20 protein-coding genes are annotated in these 20,514 nt (G+C 76.9%); 17 read left to right on the plus strand and 3 right to left on the minus strand.

Annotation, left to right across the window (positions count from 1 at the left end):
- The first annotated feature begins 62 nt into the window (after positions 1–62).
- The 4 genes from tsaB to tsaD are packed head-to-tail and all read left to right on the plus strand — an operon-like array spanning position 63 to position 3,071.
- Positions 63–797, plus strand: a complete 735-nt coding sequence (gene tsaB / locus WDZ17_RS03700; protein ID WP_422631810.1) for a tRNA (adenosine(37)-N6)-threonylcarbamoyltransferase complex dimerization subunit type 1 TsaB — start codon at positions 63–65, stop codon at positions 795–797.
- Positions 794–1,324: a ribosomal protein S18-alanine N-acetyltransferase gene (gene rimI, locus WDZ17_RS03705; RefSeq protein WP_339573774.1), complete on the plus strand. Its 531-nt coding sequence runs from the start codon at positions 794–796 to the stop codon at positions 1,322–1,324. The genes tsaB and rimI overlap by 4 nt, the downstream gene beginning before the upstream one ends.
- Complete coding sequence (locus WDZ17_RS03710; protein WP_339573775.1) at positions 1,321–2,016, plus strand: DedA family protein; 696 nt, start codon at positions 1,321–1,323, stop codon at positions 2,014–2,016. Before rimI ends, WDZ17_RS03710 begins: the two co-directional genes overlap by 4 nt.
- Positions 2,013–3,071, plus strand: a complete 1,059-nt coding sequence (gene tsaD / locus WDZ17_RS03715) for a tRNA (adenosine(37)-N6)-threonylcarbamoyltransferase complex transferase subunit TsaD (protein ID WP_339573776.1) — start codon at positions 2,013–2,015, stop codon at positions 3,069–3,071. Before WDZ17_RS03710 ends, tsaD begins: the two co-directional genes overlap by 4 nt.
- A gap of 18 nt (positions 3,072–3,089) precedes the next feature.
- Here tsaD and WDZ17_RS03720 read toward each other — a convergent pair whose 3' ends face one another.
- Entirely contained in the window at positions 3,090–4,319 is a 1,230-nt protein-coding gene (locus tag WDZ17_RS03720; protein ID WP_339573777.1) for a THUMP-like domain-containing protein, read from the minus strand.
- 212 nt (positions 4,320–4,531) lie between these two features.
- Here WDZ17_RS03720 and groES point away from each other — a divergent pair, with 212 nt between their 5' ends.
- The gene (gene groES, locus WDZ17_RS03725) at positions 4,532–4,825 is read left to right on the plus strand and encodes a co-chaperone GroES (protein WP_339573778.1); all 294 of its coding nucleotides are present in this window, start codon (positions 4,532–4,534) and stop codon (positions 4,823–4,825) included.
- A 191-nt stretch (positions 4,826–5,016) separates the two neighbouring features.
- Positions 5,017–6,627 (plus strand): chaperonin GroEL, encoded by a 1,611-nt coding sequence (gene groL, locus WDZ17_RS03730; RefSeq protein ID WP_339573779.1) that lies wholly within the window; start codon positions 5,017–5,019, stop codon positions 6,625–6,627.
- 91 nt (positions 6,628–6,718) lie between these two features.
- Here the strand turns inward: groL and WDZ17_RS03735 are convergent, their stop codons facing one another.
- Positions 6,719–7,027: a WhiB family transcriptional regulator gene (locus WDZ17_RS03735; RefSeq protein WP_339573780.1), complete on the minus strand. Its 309-nt coding sequence runs from the start codon at positions 7,025–7,027 to the stop codon at positions 6,719–6,721.
- 264 nt (positions 7,028–7,291) lie between these two features.
- Here WDZ17_RS03735 and WDZ17_RS03740 point away from each other — a divergent pair, with 264 nt between their 5' ends.
- From WDZ17_RS03740 to WDZ17_RS03780, 9 genes are all read left to right on the plus strand, one after another.
- The gene (locus WDZ17_RS03740) at positions 7,292–8,440 is read left to right on the plus strand and encodes a MerR family transcriptional regulator (RefSeq protein ID WP_339573781.1); all 1,149 of its coding nucleotides are present in this window, start codon (positions 7,292–7,294) and stop codon (positions 8,438–8,440) included.
- A 260-nt stretch (positions 8,441–8,700) separates the two neighbouring features.
- Positions 8,701–9,300 (plus strand): helix-turn-helix transcriptional regulator, encoded by a 600-nt coding sequence (locus WDZ17_RS03745; protein WP_339573782.1) that lies wholly within the window; start codon positions 8,701–8,703, stop codon positions 9,298–9,300.
- 109 nt (positions 9,301–9,409) lie between these two features.
- Positions 9,410–10,909, plus strand: coding sequence for an IMP dehydrogenase (gene guaB / locus WDZ17_RS03750; protein WP_339573783.1), 1,500 nt, complete (start codon positions 9,410–9,412; stop codon positions 10,907–10,909).
- Positions 10,910–10,918: 9 nt separating this feature from the next.
- Positions 10,919–12,040 (plus strand): GuaB3 family IMP dehydrogenase-related protein, encoded by a 1,122-nt coding sequence (locus WDZ17_RS03755; RefSeq protein ID WP_339573784.1) that lies wholly within the window; start codon positions 10,919–10,921, stop codon positions 12,038–12,040.
- 80 nt (positions 12,041–12,120) lie between these two features.
- Complete coding sequence (locus WDZ17_RS03760; RefSeq protein ID WP_339573785.1) at positions 12,121–13,125, plus strand: oxidoreductase; 1,005 nt, start codon at positions 12,121–12,123, stop codon at positions 13,123–13,125.
- Positions 13,126–13,187: 62 nt separating this feature from the next.
- Entirely contained in the window at positions 13,188–14,054 is an 867-nt protein-coding gene (locus WDZ17_RS03765) for an SURF1 family protein (RefSeq protein WP_339573786.1), read from the plus strand.
- Positions 14,051–14,461 (plus strand): DUF3817 domain-containing protein, encoded by a 411-nt coding sequence (locus WDZ17_RS03770; protein WP_339573787.1) that lies wholly within the window; start codon positions 14,051–14,053, stop codon positions 14,459–14,461. The genes WDZ17_RS03765 and WDZ17_RS03770 overlap by 4 nt, the downstream gene beginning before the upstream one ends.
- 202 nt (positions 14,462–14,663) lie before the next feature.
- A complete protein-coding gene (gene guaA, locus WDZ17_RS03775; protein WP_422631811.1) occupies positions 14,664–16,277 on the plus strand; it encodes a glutamine-hydrolyzing GMP synthase in 1,614 nt (537 codons plus the stop codon).
- The gene (locus WDZ17_RS03780) at positions 16,274–17,002 is read left to right on the plus strand and encodes a mechanosensitive ion channel family protein (RefSeq protein WP_339573789.1); all 729 of its coding nucleotides are present in this window, start codon (positions 16,274–16,276) and stop codon (positions 17,000–17,002) included. The genes guaA and WDZ17_RS03780 overlap by 4 nt, the downstream gene beginning before the upstream one ends.
- 30 nt (positions 17,003–17,032) lie before the next feature.
- Here the strand turns inward: WDZ17_RS03780 and WDZ17_RS03785 are convergent, their stop codons facing one another.
- Positions 17,033–17,698: a FadR/GntR family transcriptional regulator gene (locus WDZ17_RS03785; RefSeq protein ID WP_339573790.1), complete on the minus strand. Its 666-nt coding sequence runs from the start codon at positions 17,696–17,698 to the stop codon at positions 17,033–17,035.
- A 149-nt stretch (positions 17,699–17,847) separates the two neighbouring features.
- Here WDZ17_RS03785 and WDZ17_RS03790 point away from each other — a divergent pair, with 149 nt between their 5' ends.
- Positions 17,848–19,236, plus strand: coding sequence for an SLC13 family permease (locus WDZ17_RS03790; protein ID WP_339573791.1), 1,389 nt, complete (start codon positions 17,848–17,850; stop codon positions 19,234–19,236).
- Positions 19,237–19,295: 59 nt separating this feature from the next.
- The gene (locus tag WDZ17_RS03795; protein WP_339573792.1) at positions 19,296–20,492 is read left to right on the plus strand and encodes a CaiB/BaiF CoA transferase family protein; all 1,197 of its coding nucleotides are present in this window, start codon (positions 19,296–19,298) and stop codon (positions 20,490–20,492) included.
- Positions 20,493–20,514 lie beyond the last annotated feature (22 nt).

Below are 20,514 nucleotides of genomic sequence, written 5' to 3' on the forward strand. Positions count from 1 at the left end.
GGCGGGGCGGTCACGGGCCACGACCCGGGGGCCGGCGGCACGGCACCTACCCTGGTGCCGTGCTGCTGGCCCTCGACACGTCCGCCTCCGCGGGCGCGGCCCTGCTGGAGCGTGACGTCGTCCTGGCCGCGGCCGCGTCGCCGGACCGGCGCCGGCACGCCGAGGTGCTGCAGCCCCTCGTGGAGCAGGTGCTCGCCTCCGCCGGCGCCGGGCGGGCCGACGTCACCGCCGTGGCCGTCGGCGTCGGTCCCGGCCCCTACACCGGCCTGCGGGTCGGGATGGCCGCCGCGCTGGTCCTCGGCCTGGCCCTCGACGTGCCGGTGCACGGCGTCTGCAGCCTCGACGCGGCCGCGCTCGCTGCCTGGTCGACGGCCGCGGACGGGGTCCGCGGCCGGCTGGGCGTCGCCACCGACGCCCGGCGCCGCGAGGTGTACTGGGCGACCTACGCGACCTACGAGAGCTGCCGGGCGACCTCCGAGGACGGTGCCGGGCCCGGTGCGGCCGGGCCGCGGCGCGTCGCGGGCCCCGACGTCGGGTCGGCGCGGGACGTGGCCGGCGAGGCGCCGGCGTGGGTGGGGCCCGGTACGGGCCTCTACCCGGAGTCGCTCCCGGCGGCCGACGTCCGCGCCGACCTCGGCGTCACGGCGGCGTGGGTCGGGCGGGTCGCGGCCGAGGCGCTCGCGGGGCGGGGCGCGCTGCGGCTCGTCCCCGTGGAACCCCTGTACCTGCGGCGTCCCGACGCCGTCGCGGTCGCCGACCGCACGCCCCCGCCGCTCCCCGCGTCGGTGGCGCCGTGACGGGTGCCGGCGGCGTCGCGGCCGGGTCGTCCGCGCCCCCGCTGCGGACGCTGCGCTGGTGGGACGTCGCCGACGTCGCCGCGCTGGAGGCGCAGGTCTTCGGCCCGACGGCGTGGAGCGCGGAGACGTTCTGGTCCGAGCTCGCCGCCGACGGTCGCGCCTACTGGTGCGCGCGCGACGCGGACGGGGTCCTCCTCGGCTACGCGGGGGTCGCGGCCGCCGGGCCGGACGCCGACGTGCAGACGGTCGCGACCGCGCCGGCCGCCCGTGGCCGCGGCCTCGGGGACGCCCTCCTGCGGGCGTGCGAGCAGCACGCCGAGCGGGCCGGCGCCGCGGCGCTGCTCCTCGAGGTCGACGCGACGAACGCCGCCGCCCGGCGGCTGTACGCGCGGCACGGGTTCGAGCTGCTCGCCCGCCGCCGCGACTACTACGGCAGCGGCGCCGACGCGCTGGTCCTGCGCCGACGCCCCCGCGCCGACGACGGACCGACGACCGCTGCCGACACGGCTGGAGCGCCCGCCCGATGACCACCGCCCTCCTGGTGCCCGCCTCCTCGGCCGGCTCCGTCGACGACGCGGTGGGCGGTCTCACCGGCCTGTCCGGTGCCCTCGCCCGCTTCATCGCCTGGATCGGCGAGCCGGGCGTCTTCGTCGCCACCGTGCTGGAGACGGTCGTCCCGCCGATCCCCAGCGAGGTGACGCTGCCGCTGGCCGGCTTCATCGCCGCGCAGGGCGGCATGAGCCTCGTCCTGGCGCTCGTCGCGGCCACCCTCGGCTCCGTCGTCGGGGCGCTCGCCCTGTACGGGGTGGGCCGTGCCTTCGGCGAGGAGCGCGCCGTCACGTGGATGGCGAAGGTGCCCTTCGTCGACCGCGAGGAGGTCCAGCACGCCGTCGACTGGTTCCACCGCCACGGCGGCGCGTCGGTCTTCGTCGGGCGGCTGCTGCCGGGGGTCCGCAGCCTCGTCTCCGTCCCGGCGGGGACGACCCGGATGCCGCTCGTGCGCTTCGTGCTGCTCACCGCCGCGGGGTCGCTGCTGTGGAACGGGCTGCTCGTGGGCGGCGGCTACGCCCTGGGGTCGCAGTTCGAGCGGGTGGAGCAGTACGCGGGCTACGTCGACTACCTGTTCGTCGCGGTCGTCGCCGTCGTGCTCGTGCTGTTCGTCCGCTCCCGCGTCCAGCGGGCGCGCCGGCGCGGTGGCTCGCTGGAGGACGCCCTGTGACGGCCGGGGGCGGGCCCCTGGTGCTCGGCATCGAGACGTCCTGCGACGAGACGGGTGTCGGCCTGGTGCGCGGGACGACGCTGCTCGCCGACGTCGTCGCGAGCAGCGTCGCGGAGCACGCGCGCTTCGGCGGCGTCGTGCCCGAGGTCGCGAGCCGCGCGCACCTGGAGGCCCTCGTCCCGACGGTCCGGCGGGCGTGCGAGGAGGCCGGCGTGACGCTGGCGGACGTCGACGCCGTCGCGGTCACCGCCGGGCCCGGCCTCGCGGGGGCCCTGCTCGTCGGGGTCGGCGGCGCGAAGGCGCTGGCGTGGGCGCTGGGCGTGCCGCTGCACGGCGTCAACCACCTCGACGCGCACGTCGCCGTCTGCGCGCTCGACGGGGGGCCGCTGCCGACGCCGTGCGCCGCGCTGCTCGTCTCCGGCGGGCACACCTCGCTGCTGCACGTCGTCGACATCGCCTCCGACGTCCGCCTCCTCGGCGAGACCGTCGACGACGCCGCGGGCGAGGCGTTCGACAAGACGGCGCGGCTGCTCGGCCTGCCGTACCCGGGCGGCCCGGCGATCAGCGCCGCCGCCGAGCACGGCGACCCCCGCGCGATCGCCTTCCCCCGTGGCCTCACCTCGGCCCGGGACCTGGAGCGGCACCGCTTCGACTTCTCCTTCTCCGGCCTCAAGACCGCGGTCGCGCGCTGGGTCCGGGCCTGCGAGGCCGCCGGGCGCACCGTGCCGGTGGAGGACGTCGCGGCCTCCTTCCAGGAGGCCGTGGTCGACGTCCTCACCCGCAAGGCCGTCGACGCGTGCCGGGTGCACGGCCTGGACTCCCTCCTGCTGGGCGGCGGCGTCTCGGCGAACCCGCGGCTGCGCGAGCTCCTCGCGCAGCGCTGCGCCGAGGCCGGGATCGCGCTGCGCGTCCCCCGGCTGGGCCTGTGCACCGACAACGGCGCCATGGTCGCCGCGCTCGGCGCCCAGGTGGTCGCCCGCGGTCTGCCGCCGTCGCCGGCCGACCTCGGCGGCGACTCGTCGCTGCCCGTCGGCACCGTCCTCGTCGGGGGCTGAGGGCGGCGACCGGGCGGGTCAGCCCCCTGCGTCGGGCGTCGCCCGCCCCGGGGTCGGCAGCGCCCGGCACAGCAGCGCGCTCTGGCGGCCGGCGACGCGCGTCAGCACGACGACCGCCTCCTCGGGGCCCGACAGGCGCAGGCGCCGGCGCAGCTCCTCGGGCTCGACGGCCGTCCCCCGCTTCTTGATCGTCAGCCGTCCGACGCCGCGCTCGCGCAGCCGCGCGCGCAGCGGCTTGAGCCCGAAGGGCAGGACCTCGTCGACGACGTAGCCGGTCGCCGACGGGAGCTCGAGGCGGGCGTCCGCGGTGACGTAGGCGATCGAGGGGTCGACGAGGCGGCCGTCGAGGGCGGCGACGACCGCGCCGACGAGACCGGCGCGGACGACGGCGCCGTCGGGCTCGTACAGGTGCCGGCCCACGGGGCCCACCGGTGGCGCGGAGGCGGCGAAGGGGTCGGCCGTGTCGTCGACGACCGCGGCGGTCCCCCCGCGGACGACGACCGCGCTGCGCCGCACGCCGGGCCGGGCCAGGGCGCCGCTCCACAGGGCCGCCTCGACGACGTCGCCGTCGACCGACGTCCACTGGGCCTCCCACCCGGCGGGCACGAGGTCGTGGTCGATGCCGGGGGCCACCTTCACCCCGACGGGCCGCTCGCGCGCGAGCCCCTCGGCGAAGGACAGCGGGGGGCTGGCGCGGCGGGGGTCCAGCACCCGTCGACCCCGCTCGTCCCGCCGCGCGGGGTCGAGCCAGACGCCGTCCACGCCGTCGAGGTCCGTGGCGGTGACGTCCTCGCAGCGCACGCGGGCGTCGGGGAAGCGGCGGAGGTTGGCGGCGGCCACGGCCGCGGTGGGCTCGTCGGAGTCGACCGCGAGCACGCCGAGACCCAGGCCGGCCAGGGCGCTCGCGTCCCCGCCGACGCCGCAGCCCAGGTCGGCGACGCGCGCGAGCCCCGCGGCCACGAAGCGGTGCGCGTGCCGGGCCGCGACGGGCAGCCGGGTCGCCTGCTCGAGACCGGCCGCGGTGAAGAGCATGTCGTCGGCGAAGGAGCCGAACTTCGCGCGTGCCCGGGCGCGCAGCCGGCTCTGCGTGAGGGCGGCCGCGACGAGCACGGGGTCGTGGCCCTGCGCCCGCAGCCGCTCGCCGAGCACGAGCCCGTCCACCTCCCCGTAGGGCGGCAGCGCGTCGAGGAGGGCGAGCCCGGCCGGCGTCAGCACCGCCGCGAGCCCGGCGACGGCGGGATCCTCCACGACGGTGATGCTGCCACGGCGGCCCGGGTGGGCACGGCGTGGCGGAGGCCCTGCGTCCTGGCACTCCGATTGACCGAGTGCTAACCGCCGCTCTAGAGTCGGGACGGCGCACGGCAGGGCCGGCCGACCCCCGCGACGGCGGACGGACCCACCCGCGCCTGCCCACGTCACCGGCTCCCTCGGGGGAGCCCCACGAAGGAGAGGTCCGCACAGTGTCGGTCTCCATCAAGCCGCTCGAGGACCGCATCGTCGTCAAGGCCGTCGAGGCCGAGCAGACGACCGCGTCGGGTCTGGTCATCCCGGACACCGCGAAGGAGAAGCCCCAGGAGGGCGAGGTCCTCGCGGTGGGCCCGGGCCGCGTCGACGACAACGGCCAGCGCGTGCCGGTCGACGTCGAGGTCGGCCAGAAGGTCATCTACAGCAAGTACGGCGGCACCGAGGTCACCTACGGCGGCGAGGACCTGCTGATCCTCTCGTCCCGCGACGTGCTCGCGGTCGTCTCCTGACGACGCAGCACCCGCCGGCGCCCGCCGGGTGAGCGCGTCCCCCCGCTGACGCGCACCGCCCACCGGCGCCACCACGACCGCCCCGGCGGACCGGCCCGCCGGTCCCCGGGGCGCTCGTGCGTCCGCACGCCACCGTGCCGCGAGCGCACGCCCGGCAGCACCCACCAGCACCACCCCCAGGACGGAGCAGCATGGCCAAGACCCTGCAGTTCGACGACGACGCGCGACGCGCGCTGGAGCGCGGCGTCGACGCGCTCGCCGACGCGGTCAAGGTGACGCTCGGCCCCCGCGGCCGCAACGTCGTCATCGACAAGCAGTGGGGCGCACCCACGATCACGAACGACGGCGTGACGATCGCCCGCGAGGTGGAGCTCGAGGACCCGTACGAGGACCTCGGCGCCCAGCTCGCGAAGGAGGTCGCCACCAAGACCAACGACGTCGCCGGCGACGGCACGACGACGGCGACGGTCCTCGCGCAGGCGCTCGTGCACGAGGGCCTGCGCAACGTCGCGGCCGGCGCCTCCCCGGACGCGCTGCGGCGCGGCATGGACGCGGCGGTCACCGCGGTCGGCGAGGCGCTGCGCAGCGCCGCCCGCGACGTGGACGGCAAGGACGAGATCGCCCACGTCGCCGCGATCTCCAGCCAGGACCGCGTCATCGGCGAGCTCATCGCCGAGGCGTTCGACAAGGTCGGCAAGGACGGCGTCATCACGGTCGAGGAGTCCTCGACCACGGCGATGGACCTCGAGTTCACCGAGGGCATGCAGCTCGACAAGGGCTACCTGTCGCCGCACTTCGTCACCGACAACGACCGCATGGAGGCCGTCCTCGAGGACGCCCACGTGCTCATCAGCTCGACCAAGATCAGCGCGGTGGCCGACCTCCTGCCGCTGCTGGAGAAGGTCCTGCAGACCTCGAGGCCGCTGCTCGTGGTGGCCGAGGACGTCGACGGCGAGGCGCTGTCGACGCTGGTCGTCAACAAGATCCGCGGGACCTTCACGGCCGCCGCGATCAAGGCCCCCGGGTTCGGGGACCGCCGCAAGGCGATGCTGGAGGACCTCGCCGTCCTCACCGGTGCCCAGGTCGTCAGCCCCGAGGTCGGGCTCAAGCTCGACCAGGTCGGCCTCGACGTCCTCGGCTCCGCCCGTCGCGTGGTCGTGACGAAGGACGACACGACGCTCGTCGACGGCGGCGGCGGGGCGCAGGACATCGCGGCCCGCGCCGACCAGATCCGGGCCGAGATCGAGCGCACGGACTCCGACTGGGACCGCGAGAAGCTCCAGGAGCGGCTCGCGAAGCTCGGCGGCGGCGTCTGCGTCATCCAGGTCGGCGCGGCCACCGAGGTCGAGCTCAAGGAGAAGAAGCACCGCATCGAGGACGCCGTCTCGGCGACCCGTGCGGCCATCGAGGAGGGGATCGTCGCGGGCGGCGGCTCCGCGCTCGTGCAGGCGGCCTCCGCGCTGGACGGGGACCTCGGGCGGACCGGCGACGAGGCGGTCGGCGTCGGGATCGTGCGCCGGGCCGTCGACCAGCCGCTGCGCTGGATCGCCGAGAACGCGGGTCTGAACGGCTACGTCGTCGTCGACCGCGTCCGGACCCTCGGCGGCGGGCAGGGCCTCAACGCCGCCACCGGGGAGTACGAGGAGCTCGTGCCGGCCGGCGTCATCGACCCGGTCAAGGTGACCCGCTCCGCGCTCGTCAACGCGGCGTCGATCGCCTCGCTGGTGCTGACCACCGAGACGCTCGTCGTCGAGAAGAAGGAGCGCCAGGAGGCGCCGGCGGGGCACGGGCACAGCCACTGACCCCGTACCGAGCCGCACGCACGAGAGCCCCGCACCTGACCAGGTGCGGGGCTCTCGTGCGTGCGGCGCCGGCAGGCGGCCTGCGGCGAGGTCAGCTCGCGAGGGGCAGGGTGCGCGCCCCGCTGCGGCGGCGCGAGTACTCGGCCTCGCGCTCGTCCTCGGTCATGCCGCCCCAGACGCCGTAGGGCTCGCGCACGGCGAGCGCGTGCTCGCGGCACTGCCGCACGACGGGGCAGGACCCGCAGACGGCCTTGGCGGCGTTGTCGCGGTTGCGGCGGCTCGGGCCGCGCTCGCCCTCCGGGTGGAAGAACAGGGTGTCGTCGGCCTCGCGGCAGGCGCCCTGCATCTGCCACTCCCACAGGTCGGCGACGGGGCCGGGGAGGCGTGAGATCTCAGCCATGGGGTGCTCCTGCAGGTCGTGCCCCGAGCGGGGCGGTGCCGGTCGCCCGGACCCGGGGAGGGCCCGACGCGGTGTCGATGGCGTGGACGCTACAACCGTTCCAGAAGTTGTTCAAGGACCTCCCCGCACCTCCTCGGAGTTGTTCAGCCCGCTGCCAGGCGTGTGCCAGGGGGCGGTCGCCGACGGGTCGTGATCCCGTCGTCGGGAGAGCGCCGTGCGGCGCGCCGGGTGGCCGCGGGCGCCCCGAGCGGCCAGCCTGGCGACGTGCCCCCCGCTGCCGCCGTCGCCTCCCCGCCCTCCCGCGGGGTCGACGGCGAGCCGGGGGGCGGTCCGAGCGGTGACGAGGAGGGACGTGCGGTGGTGGTCCCCGACGACGGCGAGGCGGACCCGTCCGTCGCGGCGGCGGCGCCGAACCCGGAGGTGGCACCGGACGCGTCCCCGACGCTCAAGGTCGCAGCCGTCGCCCGGCGGCTCGGCGTCGCGCCGGCGACCCTTCGCACGTGGGCGCGGCGCTACGGCCTGGGTCCCTCGGCGCACACCGCGGGCGCCCACCGGCAGTACTCGCTGGCGGACCTCGACCGCCTCATGGTCATGCGGCGCATGACGCTGGAGGGGTACTCGCCCGCCGAGGCCGCCCGGGTCGCCCTGCAGGCGCCCGTGCCGGCGACGGCCGGCGCGACCGCCGGGACGACCTCCGGCACGACCGGGAGCGGCGGGCCGGGCGCCGGAGCACGGCGCGGGCCGCCGCCGGCGTGGACGACGACGCCGTCGGTGCGCTCGCTGGCCCGGGCGGCCAGCGCCCTGGAGCAGGCCGAGTGCGCCCGCCAGCTCGAGGCGCACACGGCCGTCGGGGGTGTCCTCGAGACGTGGACCTCGCTCGTGCGCCCGGTGCTTCAGGTCCTCTCCGACCGGGTCGGCGCGGTGGCGCCGGGCCGGTCCCCGGCCCTGGTCCTGGAGGCCGCCCTGCTGCAGGCGCTGCGGAGCGCCGCGGAGGGCGGTCCGGACGACGGCGCGCGGGGGGTGGGCGAGGGGCCCGCCCGGACGCTGGTGCTGAGCCCCTGCGCGGCCGACCCGCCGCAGCCGGCCGCCGGGCCTCCCGCCGCCGCGGCCGACCTCCTCGCCCACGTCGTCGCAGCGGCCCTGCGCGAGCACGGGGTCGCCAGCTCCGTCCTGCCGGGCGCCCATCCCGCCGAGCGGGCCGCTGCCGTCGCCGAGCAGGTCGACGCGACGACCCTGCTCCTCGTCGCCGACACGCCCGTCCCCGCCGACCGCGTCGACGAGACCGCCCGGCTCGTGGACCCGCGCGGGGCGCGCGTCGTGCTCGTCGGGCGGGGCTGGGAGGCGGCCGTGGTGCCGGGGTCCGAGGAGGTCGCCGACCTCGGCGACGTCGTGGCGGCCGTCGCGTCCGCCTGAGCGCCCCCGTACCCCATCCGGGGGACGCCGCGCCACGAACCTGCGGCATGAGCCACGGGACACCCGCAGCCGGCCGGACGCCGGCACCGCGTCGCGACGCCGCGACGAGAGCCCTCGCCCCGGCCCCGGCCCCGACGCCCACGAGGCGGCGGCCCCCGGCCGGTCGGTCGCCGGTGCAGGTGCTGCTCAGGTCCGGGGCCCCGGGTGCCGATCAACGGGGCAAGAAGACCGCGCCCGCGGTCGACAACCCGGAGGTACCCGTGTCCACCGTGCTCGTCTGCGACGACGTCCTCCCCACCCGGGAGGCGCTGCGCCGCCAGGTCGGCTCCGTCCCCGGTGTCTCCCGCACGGCGGGCGCGGCCGGTGGTGGCGTCGCCGCCCGCACCGCTCCGGGCGGCCCGCCGGACGTGGTCGTGATGTCGTGCGCCGACCCGCGCGCCGGCGAGCACGTCCGTTCCTGGATGCAGACCCGCCCCCAGACCGCCGTCATCGCCGTCGTCGCGCCCGGCGACGGCGACACGGGCGGCGCGGCGATGGCCGCGGGGGCCTGCGCCATCCTCGTCCGCGAGCCCAGCACGCCCGAGCTCACCGCCGTCCTGCACCACGCGCTCGCCGTGAGCGAGGCGCGTCGCAGTGCCGTCGCCGCGGGCCGCGGCGAGGAGGTGCCCGTGCTCACCGAGCGCGAGCACCAGGTCCTCGCCGGCATGAGCCGGGGTCGCAGCAACGGCGAGATCGGCAAGGAGCTCTTCCTGTCCGAGGACACCGTGAAGACCCACGCGCGCAGGCTCTTCCGCAAGCTGGGGGCGGCCGACCGCGCGCACGCCGTCGCCATCGGGTTCCGCGCCGGCCTCGTGCGCTGACGCGGCCGGACCGGGGCGACGCGTCGTCGTCCCGGCCCCGGGGGCGGTCGTACGATCGAGGGGCGCAGCGCCGCGCGTGACGCCGTCCCCACCGCCCAGGGAGCCCTCCGTGCCGGACACGCCCGCCGACCCCTTCGCCCGGGTGGGGCTGACCTACGACGACGTGCTGCTCCTGCCCGGGGAGAGCGACGTCGTGCCGAGCGAGGCCGAGACGAGCACCCGGGTGAGCCGTCGGGTCGAGCTGCGCGTCCCGCTGCTGTCGTCCGCGATGGACACGGTCACCGAGTCGCGGATGGCCATCGCCATGGCGCGCCAGGGCGGTCTCGGCGTCCTGCACCGCAACCTCTCCGTCGAGGACCAGGCCGACCAGGTCGACCTCGTCAAGCGGTCCGAGGCCGGCATGATCACCGCGCCGGTGACCACGACGCCCGGCACGACGCTCGCGGAGGTCGACGCGGCCTGCGCGCGCTACCGGGTCTCCGGGCTCCCGGTCGTCGACGGCGGCGGGGTGCTCGTCGGGATCGTCACCAACCGCGACCTGCGCTGGGAGGCCGACCACACCCGCCTCGTGCGCGAGGTCATGACGCCGATGCCGCTGGTGACCGCGCCCGTCGGGGCCGACCGGGGCACGGCGATGCAGCTGCTGCGGCAGCACAAGGTCGAGAAGCTCCCCATCGTGGACGACGCCGGCCGCCTGCGCGGTCTCATCACCGTCAAGGACTTCACGAAGAGCGAGCAGTACCCGCTCGCCACCAAGGACGACGCCGGCCGCCTCCGCGTGGGGGCGGCCGTCGGCTTCTTCGACGACGCGTGGAAGCGCGCGATGGCGCTCGTGGACGCCGGCGTCGACGTCCTCGTGGTCGACACCGCGCACGGCCACAGCCGTGGTGTCGCCGACATGGTCGCGCGGCTCAAGGCCGAGCCGGCCGCCGCGCACGTGGACGTGGTCGGCGGCAACGTGGCGACGCGCGAGGGCGCCCAGGCGCTCGTCGACGCCGGCGCCGACGGGGTCAAGGTGGGCGTCGGGCCCGGCTCGATCTGCACGACGCGCGTCGTCGCGGGCGTCGGGGTGCCGCAGATCAGCGCGATCTGGGAGGCGTCGCAGGCGTGCCGGCCGGCCGGGGTGCCGCTCGTCGGCGACGGCGGCCTGCAGCACTCCGGCGACATCGCGAAGGCGCTCGTCGCCGGTGCGGACGCCGTCATGCTCGGGTCGCTGCTCGCCGGCTGCGACGAGAGCCCGGGCGACCTCGTCTTCATCGGCGGCAAGCAGTACAAGGGCTACCGCGGCATGGGCTCGCTCGGCGCCGCCCAGACCCGCGGGCGCGCGCGCTCGTACTCCAAGGACCGCTACTTCCAGGGCGACGTGGACGACGACGCCTTCATCCCCGAGGGGATCGAGGGCCAGGTGCCCTACCGCGGCCCGCTGCAGGCCGTGGCGCACCAGCTCGTCGGCGGCCTGCGGCAGTCCATGTTCTACACCGGCGCCCGCACGGTGCCCGAGCTGCAGCAGCGGGGGCGCTTCACGCGCATCACCCCGGCGGGGCTCAAGGAGAGCCACCCCCACGACGTGCAGATGACGGTCGAGGCGCCGAACTACGGGCGCCGCTAGCCTCCGGGCGTGAGCGAGATCGAGATCGGGCGCGGCAAGCGCGGACGCCGGACGTACTCCTTCGACGACGTCGCGGTGGTGCCGAGCCGGCGCACCCGCGACCCGGAGGACGTGTCCACCTCCTGGCAGATCGACGCCTACGCCTTCGAGGTCCCGGTGCTGTCGGCGCCGATGGACTCGGTGACGTCCCCGGCGACGGCGGTCGCGGTGGGCCGGCTCGGCGGCCTCGGGGTGCTCGACCTCGAGGGGCTGTGGACGCGCTACGAGGACCCGGACCCCCTGCTCGCCGAGATCGCCGGCCTCCCCGCGGCGGAGGCGACGCGCCGGATGCAGGAGATCTACGCCCGCGAGATCGACCCGGAGCTGGTGGCGCTGAGGCTGCGGACGGTCCGCGAGGCCGGGGTGACCGTCGCCGGGGCCCTGAGCCCGCAGCGGACGGCCCAGCTGTGGAAGACGGTCGTCGACGCCGGCGTGGACCTCTTCGTCATCCGCGGCACGACGGTGTCCGCCGAGCACGTCTCGAGCCGCACCGAGCCGCTCAACCTCAAGAAGTTCATCTACGAGCTGGACGTGCCCGTCGTCGTCGGCGGCGCGGCGTCGCACACCGCGGCGCTGCACCTCATGCGGACGGGTGCCGCCGGCGTCCTCGTCGGCTTCGGCGGCGGGGCGGCGAGCACGACCCGCACGACCCTCGGCATCCACCCGCCGATGGCCAGCGCCGTCGCCGACGTGGCGGGGGCCCGCCGGGACTACCTCGACGAGTCCGGGGGCCGGTACGTGCACGTCATCGCCGACGGCGGCGTCGGGCGCTCCGGCGACCTGGTGAAGGCCATCGCCTGCGGGGCGGACGCCGTGATGCTGGGGACGGCGCTGGCCCGCGCCGTCGAGGCCCCGGGCCGCGGGTGGCACTGGGGGCCGGAGGCGCACCACACCGAGCTGCCGCGCGGCGAGCGGGTGCACGTCGGGACGGCCGGGCCGCTGGAGGAGATCCTCACCGGTCCCGGGCGGACGGCCGACGGGACGACGAACCTCGTCGGCGCCCTGCGCCGGGCCATGGCGACGACCGGGTACTCCGACCTCAAGGAGATGCAGCGCTGCGAGGTCGTCGTCAGCCCGTACCAGCCGGCCTGACCGGCGCGGCGCACCGCTGCTCGGGGCACGGCACGCCGGTCGCCGGTCGCCGCCCCGGAGCCGGCTGGCAGGGTGGGCCCATGACGAGCGAGACGGACGCCCCCACCCCCGCGCCCGGGCCGACCGGCGCGTGGACGCCCGAGCAGGTCGGGGACCAGTCCGGGCGCACGGCGCTCGTGACGGGCGCCAACTCCGGCCTCGGGCTCGAGGTCTCGGCGGTCCTGGCGGCCGCCGGCGCGCGCGTCGTCATGACGGCCCGCTCGAAGGAGAAGGGCGACGCGGCGGTCGCCGAGGTGCGCCGGCGAGCGCCGGAGGCCCAGGTCGAGCTGCAGATGCTCGACCTGGCGTCGCTGGCCAGCGTGGCGGACCTCGGGACCCGGCTCACCGCGACCCTCGGCGCCCACGGGCTCGACCTGCTCGTCAACAACGCCGGGATCATGGCCGTGCCGCACGGGCGCACGCAGGACGGGTTCGAGCTCCAGCTCGGCACGAACTTCCTCGGCCACTTCGCCCTCACCGGGCGGCTGCTCGGGCCGCTGCTGCAGAGCGAGACCGCGGGACGGCGCCCGCGGGTCGTGAGCCTGTCCAGCGTGGCGCACCGCTTCGGCCGCATCACCCCGCGGGACCTGATGCGGGAGAAGCGGTACGAGGCGTGGAGCGCCTACGGGCAGTCCAAGCTCGCCGACCTGATGTTCGCGCTCGAGCTCGACCGGCGCACCGACCGCGCGGGCCGCGAGCTGCTGAGCGTGGCGGCCCACCCCGGCATCTCCGCGACCAACCTCTTCACCGGGGGGCCGCTCGGCCGGCTGCCCGCACCGGTGCGCCGGGGGCTGGGCAAGGTCGGCGAGCTCGTCATGCAGAGCGCCGAGCAGGGCGCCTGGCCGGTCCTGCGCGCCGCGACGGCGCCCGACGTCGTGGGCGGGGAGTACTACGGCCCCTCGGGCGCGGGGGAGCGCAGCGGCCCGCCGGTGCGCGTCGGCACCTCCGCCCGGGCGCAGGACGTCGACATGGCCCGCTGGCTGTGGGAGGAGGCCGTCCGCCTCACCGGGGTCGGCTTCCACGAGCTGGACCCGACGGGCCGCTGAGCGCCCCCGGCCCCGGGGGGAGCGCTGGGCCCGCGCCCAGGAAGGGTCCGTACCGTGGAGGGGTGCCCACCGGTGAGGCCCGCCCCGCGCCGCAGGAGAGCCCCGTGCGGACGGCGCTGCGCCCGCGGATGCTCGCGCTGCTCGCCCTCGCGCTCGGCCTCGCCGTCGTCTTCGCCGAGCTCGGCTCCTGGCAGATCGGCCGTGCCCGGTCGGCCGACCAGGCGCCGCCGGAGCGTGCCGTGGTGCCGATCTCGCAGGTGCTCGCCCCCCAGGAGCAGCTCGGTGCCGACGCCGTCGCCGGCCCGGTCTCGGCCACGGGCACCTGGGCCGACGTCCCGTCGCAGCGCGTCGTCGACCGGGCGGCCGACGGCGGTGCGGGCGACGGCGCGTGGGTGATCGCCGCGCTCGACGTGGACGGCACGGCGTCCGACGGCGCCGGGCCGGCCCGGCTGCCCGTCGTCCTCGGCTTCCTGCCGGCGGGGCAGCCGCTGCCGGCCGCGCCCGTCGGGGACGTCGAGGTCACCGGGGAGCTGGCCGTCTCGCAGGACCCGCGCGGGACCGCGGGGCTGCCGGCCGGGGAGCTGGCGACCGCGAGCTCGGCGGACCTGCTCAACGTCTGGGGCGGCCCCATCTACGCGGGCTACCTCGTGCCGCAGGAGCCCCTCGCCGGGCTCGGGGCCGTGCCGCCGCCGCAGCGCGAGACCGGCACGAACCTCCAGAACGTCTCCTACGCCTTCCAGTGGTGGGTCTTCGCCGGCTTCGCCGTCCTCATGTGGCTGCGCGTCGTGCACGACGTCCGCCGCCGCGAGCGCGAGCGCGCCGAGGACGAGGCGGACGAGCGGCTCGCCGCGCACGCCGCCCACCAGACGCACGACCCGCGCGCCGGGACCGACCCGGCCGACCGCCGCCCCCAGGAGGCCTCCCGGTGAGCTCCCCGTCCAGCCCTCCGTCGTCGGGGGCCGCGCCCGGCGCGGCCCGCGAGCGCCGCCTGCGCGAGGCGAGCCTCGGGCCCGCGCTGACCCGCTACCGCGTGATGGCGATCGTCACCGGGGTGTTCCTGCTGGTGGTCACCGTGCAGCTCGTCGTCCGCGAGGTCTTCGGCCCGGAGCTCCTCGGCAGCTGGGTGGCCATCGCGCACGGGTGGATCTACATCGTCTACCTCGTCACGGTGGTCGACATGTGGTCGCGGCTGCGCTGGGGGCCGACGCGCCTGCTGGGCCTCGTCCTGGCCGGCGTCGTGCCGTTCGTCTCGTTCGTCGTCGAGCACCGCGTGACCCGCGAGGTGCGGGCGCTGCTGCGCTCGCTGGGGCCGGGCGACGCCGCCGGACGGCGCTGAGCGTCGGCGGCCCCCGCCGTCGGACGCCCGCACTAGCCTGGCGCGCGTGAGCGAGCCCACCCGCGAGGCCACCGGCGACCCCAGCGCCGCCGACCCCGGGGCCCCCGGTCCCGACGACGCACCGAGCGGGCTGCAGGCCGAGCCGCTGCCGGGCCAGCGGGCCGCCGCCGCGCCGGGCGCCGGGCCGGCGTCCGTCGACGGGCTGCCGCCCGGGGCGCGGACGTCCCGTCCCGTGCTCGTCGTGGACTACGGCGCCCAGTACGCCCAGCTCATCGCCCGGCGCGTCCGCGAGGCCGACTCCTACTCCGAGGTCGTCCCCGCCAGCGCCTCCGTGGCCGAGCTCCTGGCCCGCGACCCCGCGGCGATCATCCTGTCCGGCGGTCCGTCGTCGGTGTACGCGGACGGGGCACCGCTCGTCGAGGCGGACCTCTTCGAGGCGGGGGTCCCCGTGCTCGGCATCTGCTACGGCTTCCAGGCGATGGCGCGCGCGCTCGGCGGCGACGTGGCCCGCACCGGTCTGCGCGAGTACGGCGGGACGGACGCCCAGCTCGAGCCCGTGCAGGAGACGGACGCCGCCCCCGGCAGCGTGCTGCTCGACGGGCAGCCGGAGACGCAGAGCGTCTGGATGAGCCACGGCGACGCGGTCCGCAGCGCCCCTCCCGGCTTCACCGTCACGGCCTCCACGCCGGGCGCACCCGTCGCGGCCTTCGAGGACCGGGAGCGGCGGCTCTTCGGCGTCCAGTGGCACCCGGAGGTCAAGCACTCGACCTTCGGCCAGCAGGTGATCGAGAACTTCCTCCGCGGGTCGGACGTGCCGGCGGGCTGGACGACGGCCGGCGTCATCGACGAGCAGGTGGAGCGCATCCGCGCCCAGGTCGGGGACGCCCGGGTCGTGTGCGGGCTGTCCGGCGGGGTCGACTCCGCCGTCGCCGCGGCCCTCGTGCAGCGCGCGGTGGGCGACCAGCTGACGTGCGTCTTCGTCGACCACGGGCTGCTGCGCGCCGGCGAGGCCGAGCAGGTGGAGCGCGACTACGTCGAGGCGACGGGCGTCGACCTCGTCGTCGTGGACGCCGAGACGCAGTTCCTCGCCGCGCTCGCCGGCGTGACCGACCCGGAGGAGAAGCGCAAGGCGATCGGGCGCGAGTTCATCCGGTCGTTCGAGGGCGCCGCCGCCGGCCTCGTGGCGCGGGCCGGCGAGGAGGGGGCCGAGGTCCGCTTCCTCGTCCAGGGGACGCTGTACCCCGACGTCGTCGAGTCGGGCGGGGCCGTGCACGGCGGGACCAGCGCGACGGCGACGATCAAGAGCCACCACAACGTGGGCGGGTTGCCGGACGACCTGCAGTTCGAGCTGGTCGAGCCGCTGCGCACGCTCTTCAAGGACGAGGTGCGCGCCGTCGGCGCCGAGCTCGGGCTGCCCGAGGCCATCGTGGCGCGCCAGCCCTTCCCCGGTCCCGGCCTCGGCATCCGCATCGTCGGCGAGGTGACGCGCGAGCGCCTGGAGGTCCTGCGGGCCGCCGACGCGGTCGTGCGCGAGGAGCTCACCGAGGCGGGCATGGACCGCTCCATCTGGCAGTGCCCGGTCGTGCTGCTCGCCGACGTCCGCTCCGTCGGCGTGCAGGGGGACGGGCGCACCTACGGCCACCCGGTCGTGCTGCGGCCCGTCAGCTCCGACGACGCCATGACGGCCGACTGGTCGCGGCTGCCGCACGACCTGCTGGCGCGCATCTCGACCCGCATCACCAACGAGGTCGACGAGGTGAACCGCGTCGTCCTCGACGTCACGAGCAAGCCGCCGGGCACCATCGAGTGGGAGTGACGCCCGACGGCGTCCCGGGCGGCCGCTCCGGGCCGTCGCGCCGCATCGCCCCGCGCCTGTGGCGCTACGCCGTCCCGGCCCTCGTCGCCGTCGCGGCGTCGGTCGTCGCCGAGACGGCGGGGGACCTCGCGGGGACGTCGCAGGAGGTCGTCGTCGCCGTGGTCGCCGCGGTGGTGCTGCTCGCCGCGATGGTCGCGCTCGTCCGGACGTCGGCGGCGGGCCTGGCCACCGCCGTCGAGCGGCGCAGCGGCGAGGCCGCCGGTGCGCTGGCGTCCACGGCCGCGCTGGCGGTGGGCAGCGCCCTGACGGTCCTGGTCGTGCTGGCGGCGCTCGGCGTCTCGCTCGGCAGCCTGCTCGTCGGCGGCGCGCTGACCGGCGTCGTCGTGGGCATCGCGCTGCAGCAGGTGCTGGGGAACGTCGTCGCGGGCGTCGTCCTCCTGCTCACCCGGCCGTACGGCGTCGGCGACCTGGTGCGGCTGCGCGGCGGGACGACCGGCGGCGTCCTCGAGGGGCGTGTCCTCGGCGCCACGCTGACGCACCAGCTGCTGCGCACGCGCGAGGGCGTGCTGCGGCTGCCCAACGCCGGGGTGCTCGGCGCCGTCATCGGCCCGTCGGTGACGGGCGGGGCGCTGCCCCCGGTCGACGACCCCGGCAGCCGCCAGGACGCCGGGCCGCCGGAGGGGAGCGGCGGCGGCGCCGCGCGGGGGTGGCGGCCGCCGCTCTGAGGTGGGCCGGGCGCGGACGGGGCGGACCGGCTACCCGCGCGGGACGTCGACCTCCGGGGCCTCGTCGCGGGAGGCCAGGGCGAGCCCGTGCTCGCGGGCTGCGGCGACGTCGCCGGCGGCGACGGCGCGCCACACCTGCGGCGGTGCTGCGGCGAGCACCGGCTCGGCGCCCAGCGCGCGGGCGAGGCGCTCGAGCGTCGGCGAGGCGGCGGCCGCGAGCACGAGCGCGGCGGCGACGTCCCGGGGCGCCGGGGTGGGCTGCGCGGCGCCCTCGTCCGCGGTCGCGAGCAGCACCGAGCGGACCGCCTCGTCCGCGCGCTCGGCGGCCAGCGCGACGAGGGCCGCCAGGACCGTGGTCCGGGCGTCCGCCAGGTCGCGCTCGTCCGGCCCGTGGGCGGACAGCGCCGCCTCGAGGTCGGAGGCCGCGGCGGCCTCGCGCAGGACGGCGCCCTCCCCGTGCCGGACGTCGACCACCCCCCGGACCTCCAGGGCGACGAGCGCCTGGGCGAGCGTGGCCCGGCTGACCCCCAGCTGCTCGGCGAGCAGCCGCTCGGGCGGCAGGCGTTCGCCGGGGGACAGGCCCTGCGCCTCGATGAACGCGGTGATGTGGTCGGCCAGCTGCTCGTACAGGCGCGGGCGGCGCAGGCGCGAGAGCCCGGCGCGCGGACGCCCGGCCGCTCCCGTGCCCTCGGCCACCGCGCACCTCCTCGCCCGCCGCCGGCGCCCGCGCCGCGCCGACGTCGTCCTCGACGTTGACATCCAGCCTCGCTGGACCAGAGGCTAGGCCACTGCGCCACCGAGGGCGCGCTCCGCCGCCGTTCACCGTCGAACCGAGGTGCCCGCCCGTGTCCGCTGACCTCATCGGCCTGCTCGTCCTGGCCGCCGTCTTCCTCGTCGCCACCGTGCGACCCGTCAACATGGGCGCGCTCGCGCTCGTGGCCGCGTTCGTCGTCGGGACCACCGTCTTCGACGTGGAGGTCGCCGACGTGCTCGGTGGCTTCCCGGCGAGCCTCTTCGTCATCCTCGTCGGGGTCACCTACCTCTTCGCGCTGGCGAAGAACAACGGCACCGTCGACTGGATCGTGCACGCCGCGGTCCGGCTCGTCGGCGGCCGCGTGTCGCTCATCCCGTGGGCGATGTTCCTCGTCGCCGGCGCGATCACCGCCATCGGCGCCGTGACGCCGGCGGCCGTCGCCATCATCGCGCCGGTCGCGATGTCCTTCGCGGTGCGCAACCGGATCAACCCGGTGCTCATGGGGTTCATGGTCGTCCAGGGCGCGACGGCCGGGTCCTTCAGCCCGATCGGCGTCTTCGGCGTCATCACCAACGGCGTCGTGGCGGACAACGACTTCGACGCCTTCCCGCTGCGCCTGTTCCTCGGCAGCCTCGTCACCGCGCTCGTCATGTGCGTCATCGCCTACGTCGTCCTGCGGAACCGGGACCTCGACGGCGGCCGGCTCGACCGCGAGGCCGTCGGCGCCGACCTCTCCTCGGCGGCGATGGCGGCCAGCGGCGCGGCGACGCGGACCCCGGTCACGGGCACCCCCGACGCCCTCGTCGAGCGCGGCGAGCGGCTGCGTCGCTCCGGGGGGCGCGGGGGCGAGGCCGACACCACGGCGGACGACGCGCCGACGCCGACCCTCGACCTCCAGCGCAGCCTCACCCTCGCCGGGCTCGTGCTCCTGGCCGTCCTCGCGCTCGCGTTCGGGCTCGACGTCGGGTTCACCGCGCTGGCCGTCGCCGTCGTGCTCACGCTCGTCTTCCCCGCCTCGGCCAAGGGCGCCGTCGACAAGGTGAGCTGGGGCACCGTCCTGCTCATCGGTGGCATCGTCACCTACGTCGCCCTGCTCGACGAGCAGGGCACGATCGACCGCTTCGGCGACGCCGTCGCCGGGTTCGGCACCCCGCTGCTGGCCGCGCTCGTCATCTGCTTCATCGGCGCCCTCGTGTCGGCCTTCGCCTCGACCACCGGCATCCTCGGCACGCTCATCCCGCTGTCCGTGCCGTTCCTGCTGGCCGGGGAGATCGGCACCGTCGGCCTCGTCGTCGCGCTGGCCATCTCCAGCTCGGTCGTGGACTGCAGCCCGTTCTCGACCAACGGCGCCCTCGTCGTCGCGAACTCCGAGCCCGCGCAGCGCGACAGGATCTTCCGCTCGCTGATGATCCTCGGCATGGGGCTCGTCGTCGTCGCGCCGCTCGTCACGTGGCTGGCGCTCATCGTCACGACGTCCTGACCGACGTCCCGGTGCGGCCCCGACCCGTCACCGCCACGACCCGACCGCAGGAGGACCCCGTGCCCGACCCCGCCGGCCCGCTCGCCGGGACGCTCGTCGTCGACCTCACCCGCGCGCTCGCCGGCCCGCACGCGGGGATGGTGCTCGCCGACCTCGGCGCGCGCGTCGTCAAGGTGGAGACGCCGGCGGGCGGGGACGACACCCGCGGCTGGGGCCCGCCCTTCGTCGAGCCCCCCGGCGCCGCGGAAGGCGGGGCCGAGCGCCAGTCGACGTACTTCATGTCGTGCAACCGCGGCAAGGAGTCCGTGGCGCTGGACCTCAAGTCCGAGGAGGGCCGGCGCTACCTCACGGCGCTCGTCGAGCGGGCCGACGTGCTGCTCGAGAACTTCCGCACCGGGGTGCTCGACCGGCTCGGCTTCTCCCCCGAGCGGCTCCTGGAGCTCAACCCGCGGCTCGTCGTCCTGTCCATCACGGGCTTCGGGCACGACGGCCCCGAGGGCGGGCGCGCCGGCTACGACCAGATCGCGCAGGGCGAGGCCGGCCTGATGTCGATCACCGGGTCGGCCCCGGACGACCCGCAGCGCGTCGGGACGCCCATCGCGGACCTGCTCGCGGGGATGACGGGCGTGCACGGCGTCCTCGCCGCGCTGCTCGAGCGGGAGCGGACCGGGCACGGCCAGGTCGTGCGGACGTCGCTGCTCGCCTCGGTCGTCGGCGTCCACGCCTTCCAGGGGACGCGGTGGACGGTGGCCGGCGAGGTGGGGCGGGCCCAGGGCAACCACCACCCGTCCATCAGCCCGTACGGGCTCTTCCGCTGCGCCGACGGCGCCGTCCAGATCGCCGTCGGCAGCGAGGGGCTGTGGCGCCGCTTCTGCGCCGGGTTCGACCTCGACCCGCAGGCCGACGGCCTCGCGACGAACGGGGAGCGCGTCGCGCGGCGCGAGGACGTCGTCGCCCTCGTCGAGGGCGTGTTCCGGGCGTGGTCGGCCCCGGACCTCCTGGCGCACCTCGCGGAGATCGGCGTGCCGGCCGGGAAGGTGCGCACCGTCGACGAGGTCTACACGTGGGAGCAGACGGCGAGCCAGGGCCTGCTCGTCGACGTCGAGCACGCGACGCTCGGCACGGTGACGCTCCCCGGGCCGCCGCTGCGCTTCTTCGACGCCGACGGCACGGAGACGACACGCCGCGAGCACCGGGCCCCGCCGCTGCTCGACGGCGACGGGGACGCGGTCCGCGCCTGGCTGGACGCCGGGTGAGCACCGACCCCTCCTCGCCCCC

It is taken from the genome of Pseudokineococcus basanitobsidens (assembly GCF_037482545.1).
GTDB lineage: Bacteria > Actinomycetota > Actinomycetes > Actinomycetales > Quadrisphaeraceae > Pseudokineococcus > Pseudokineococcus basanitobsidens.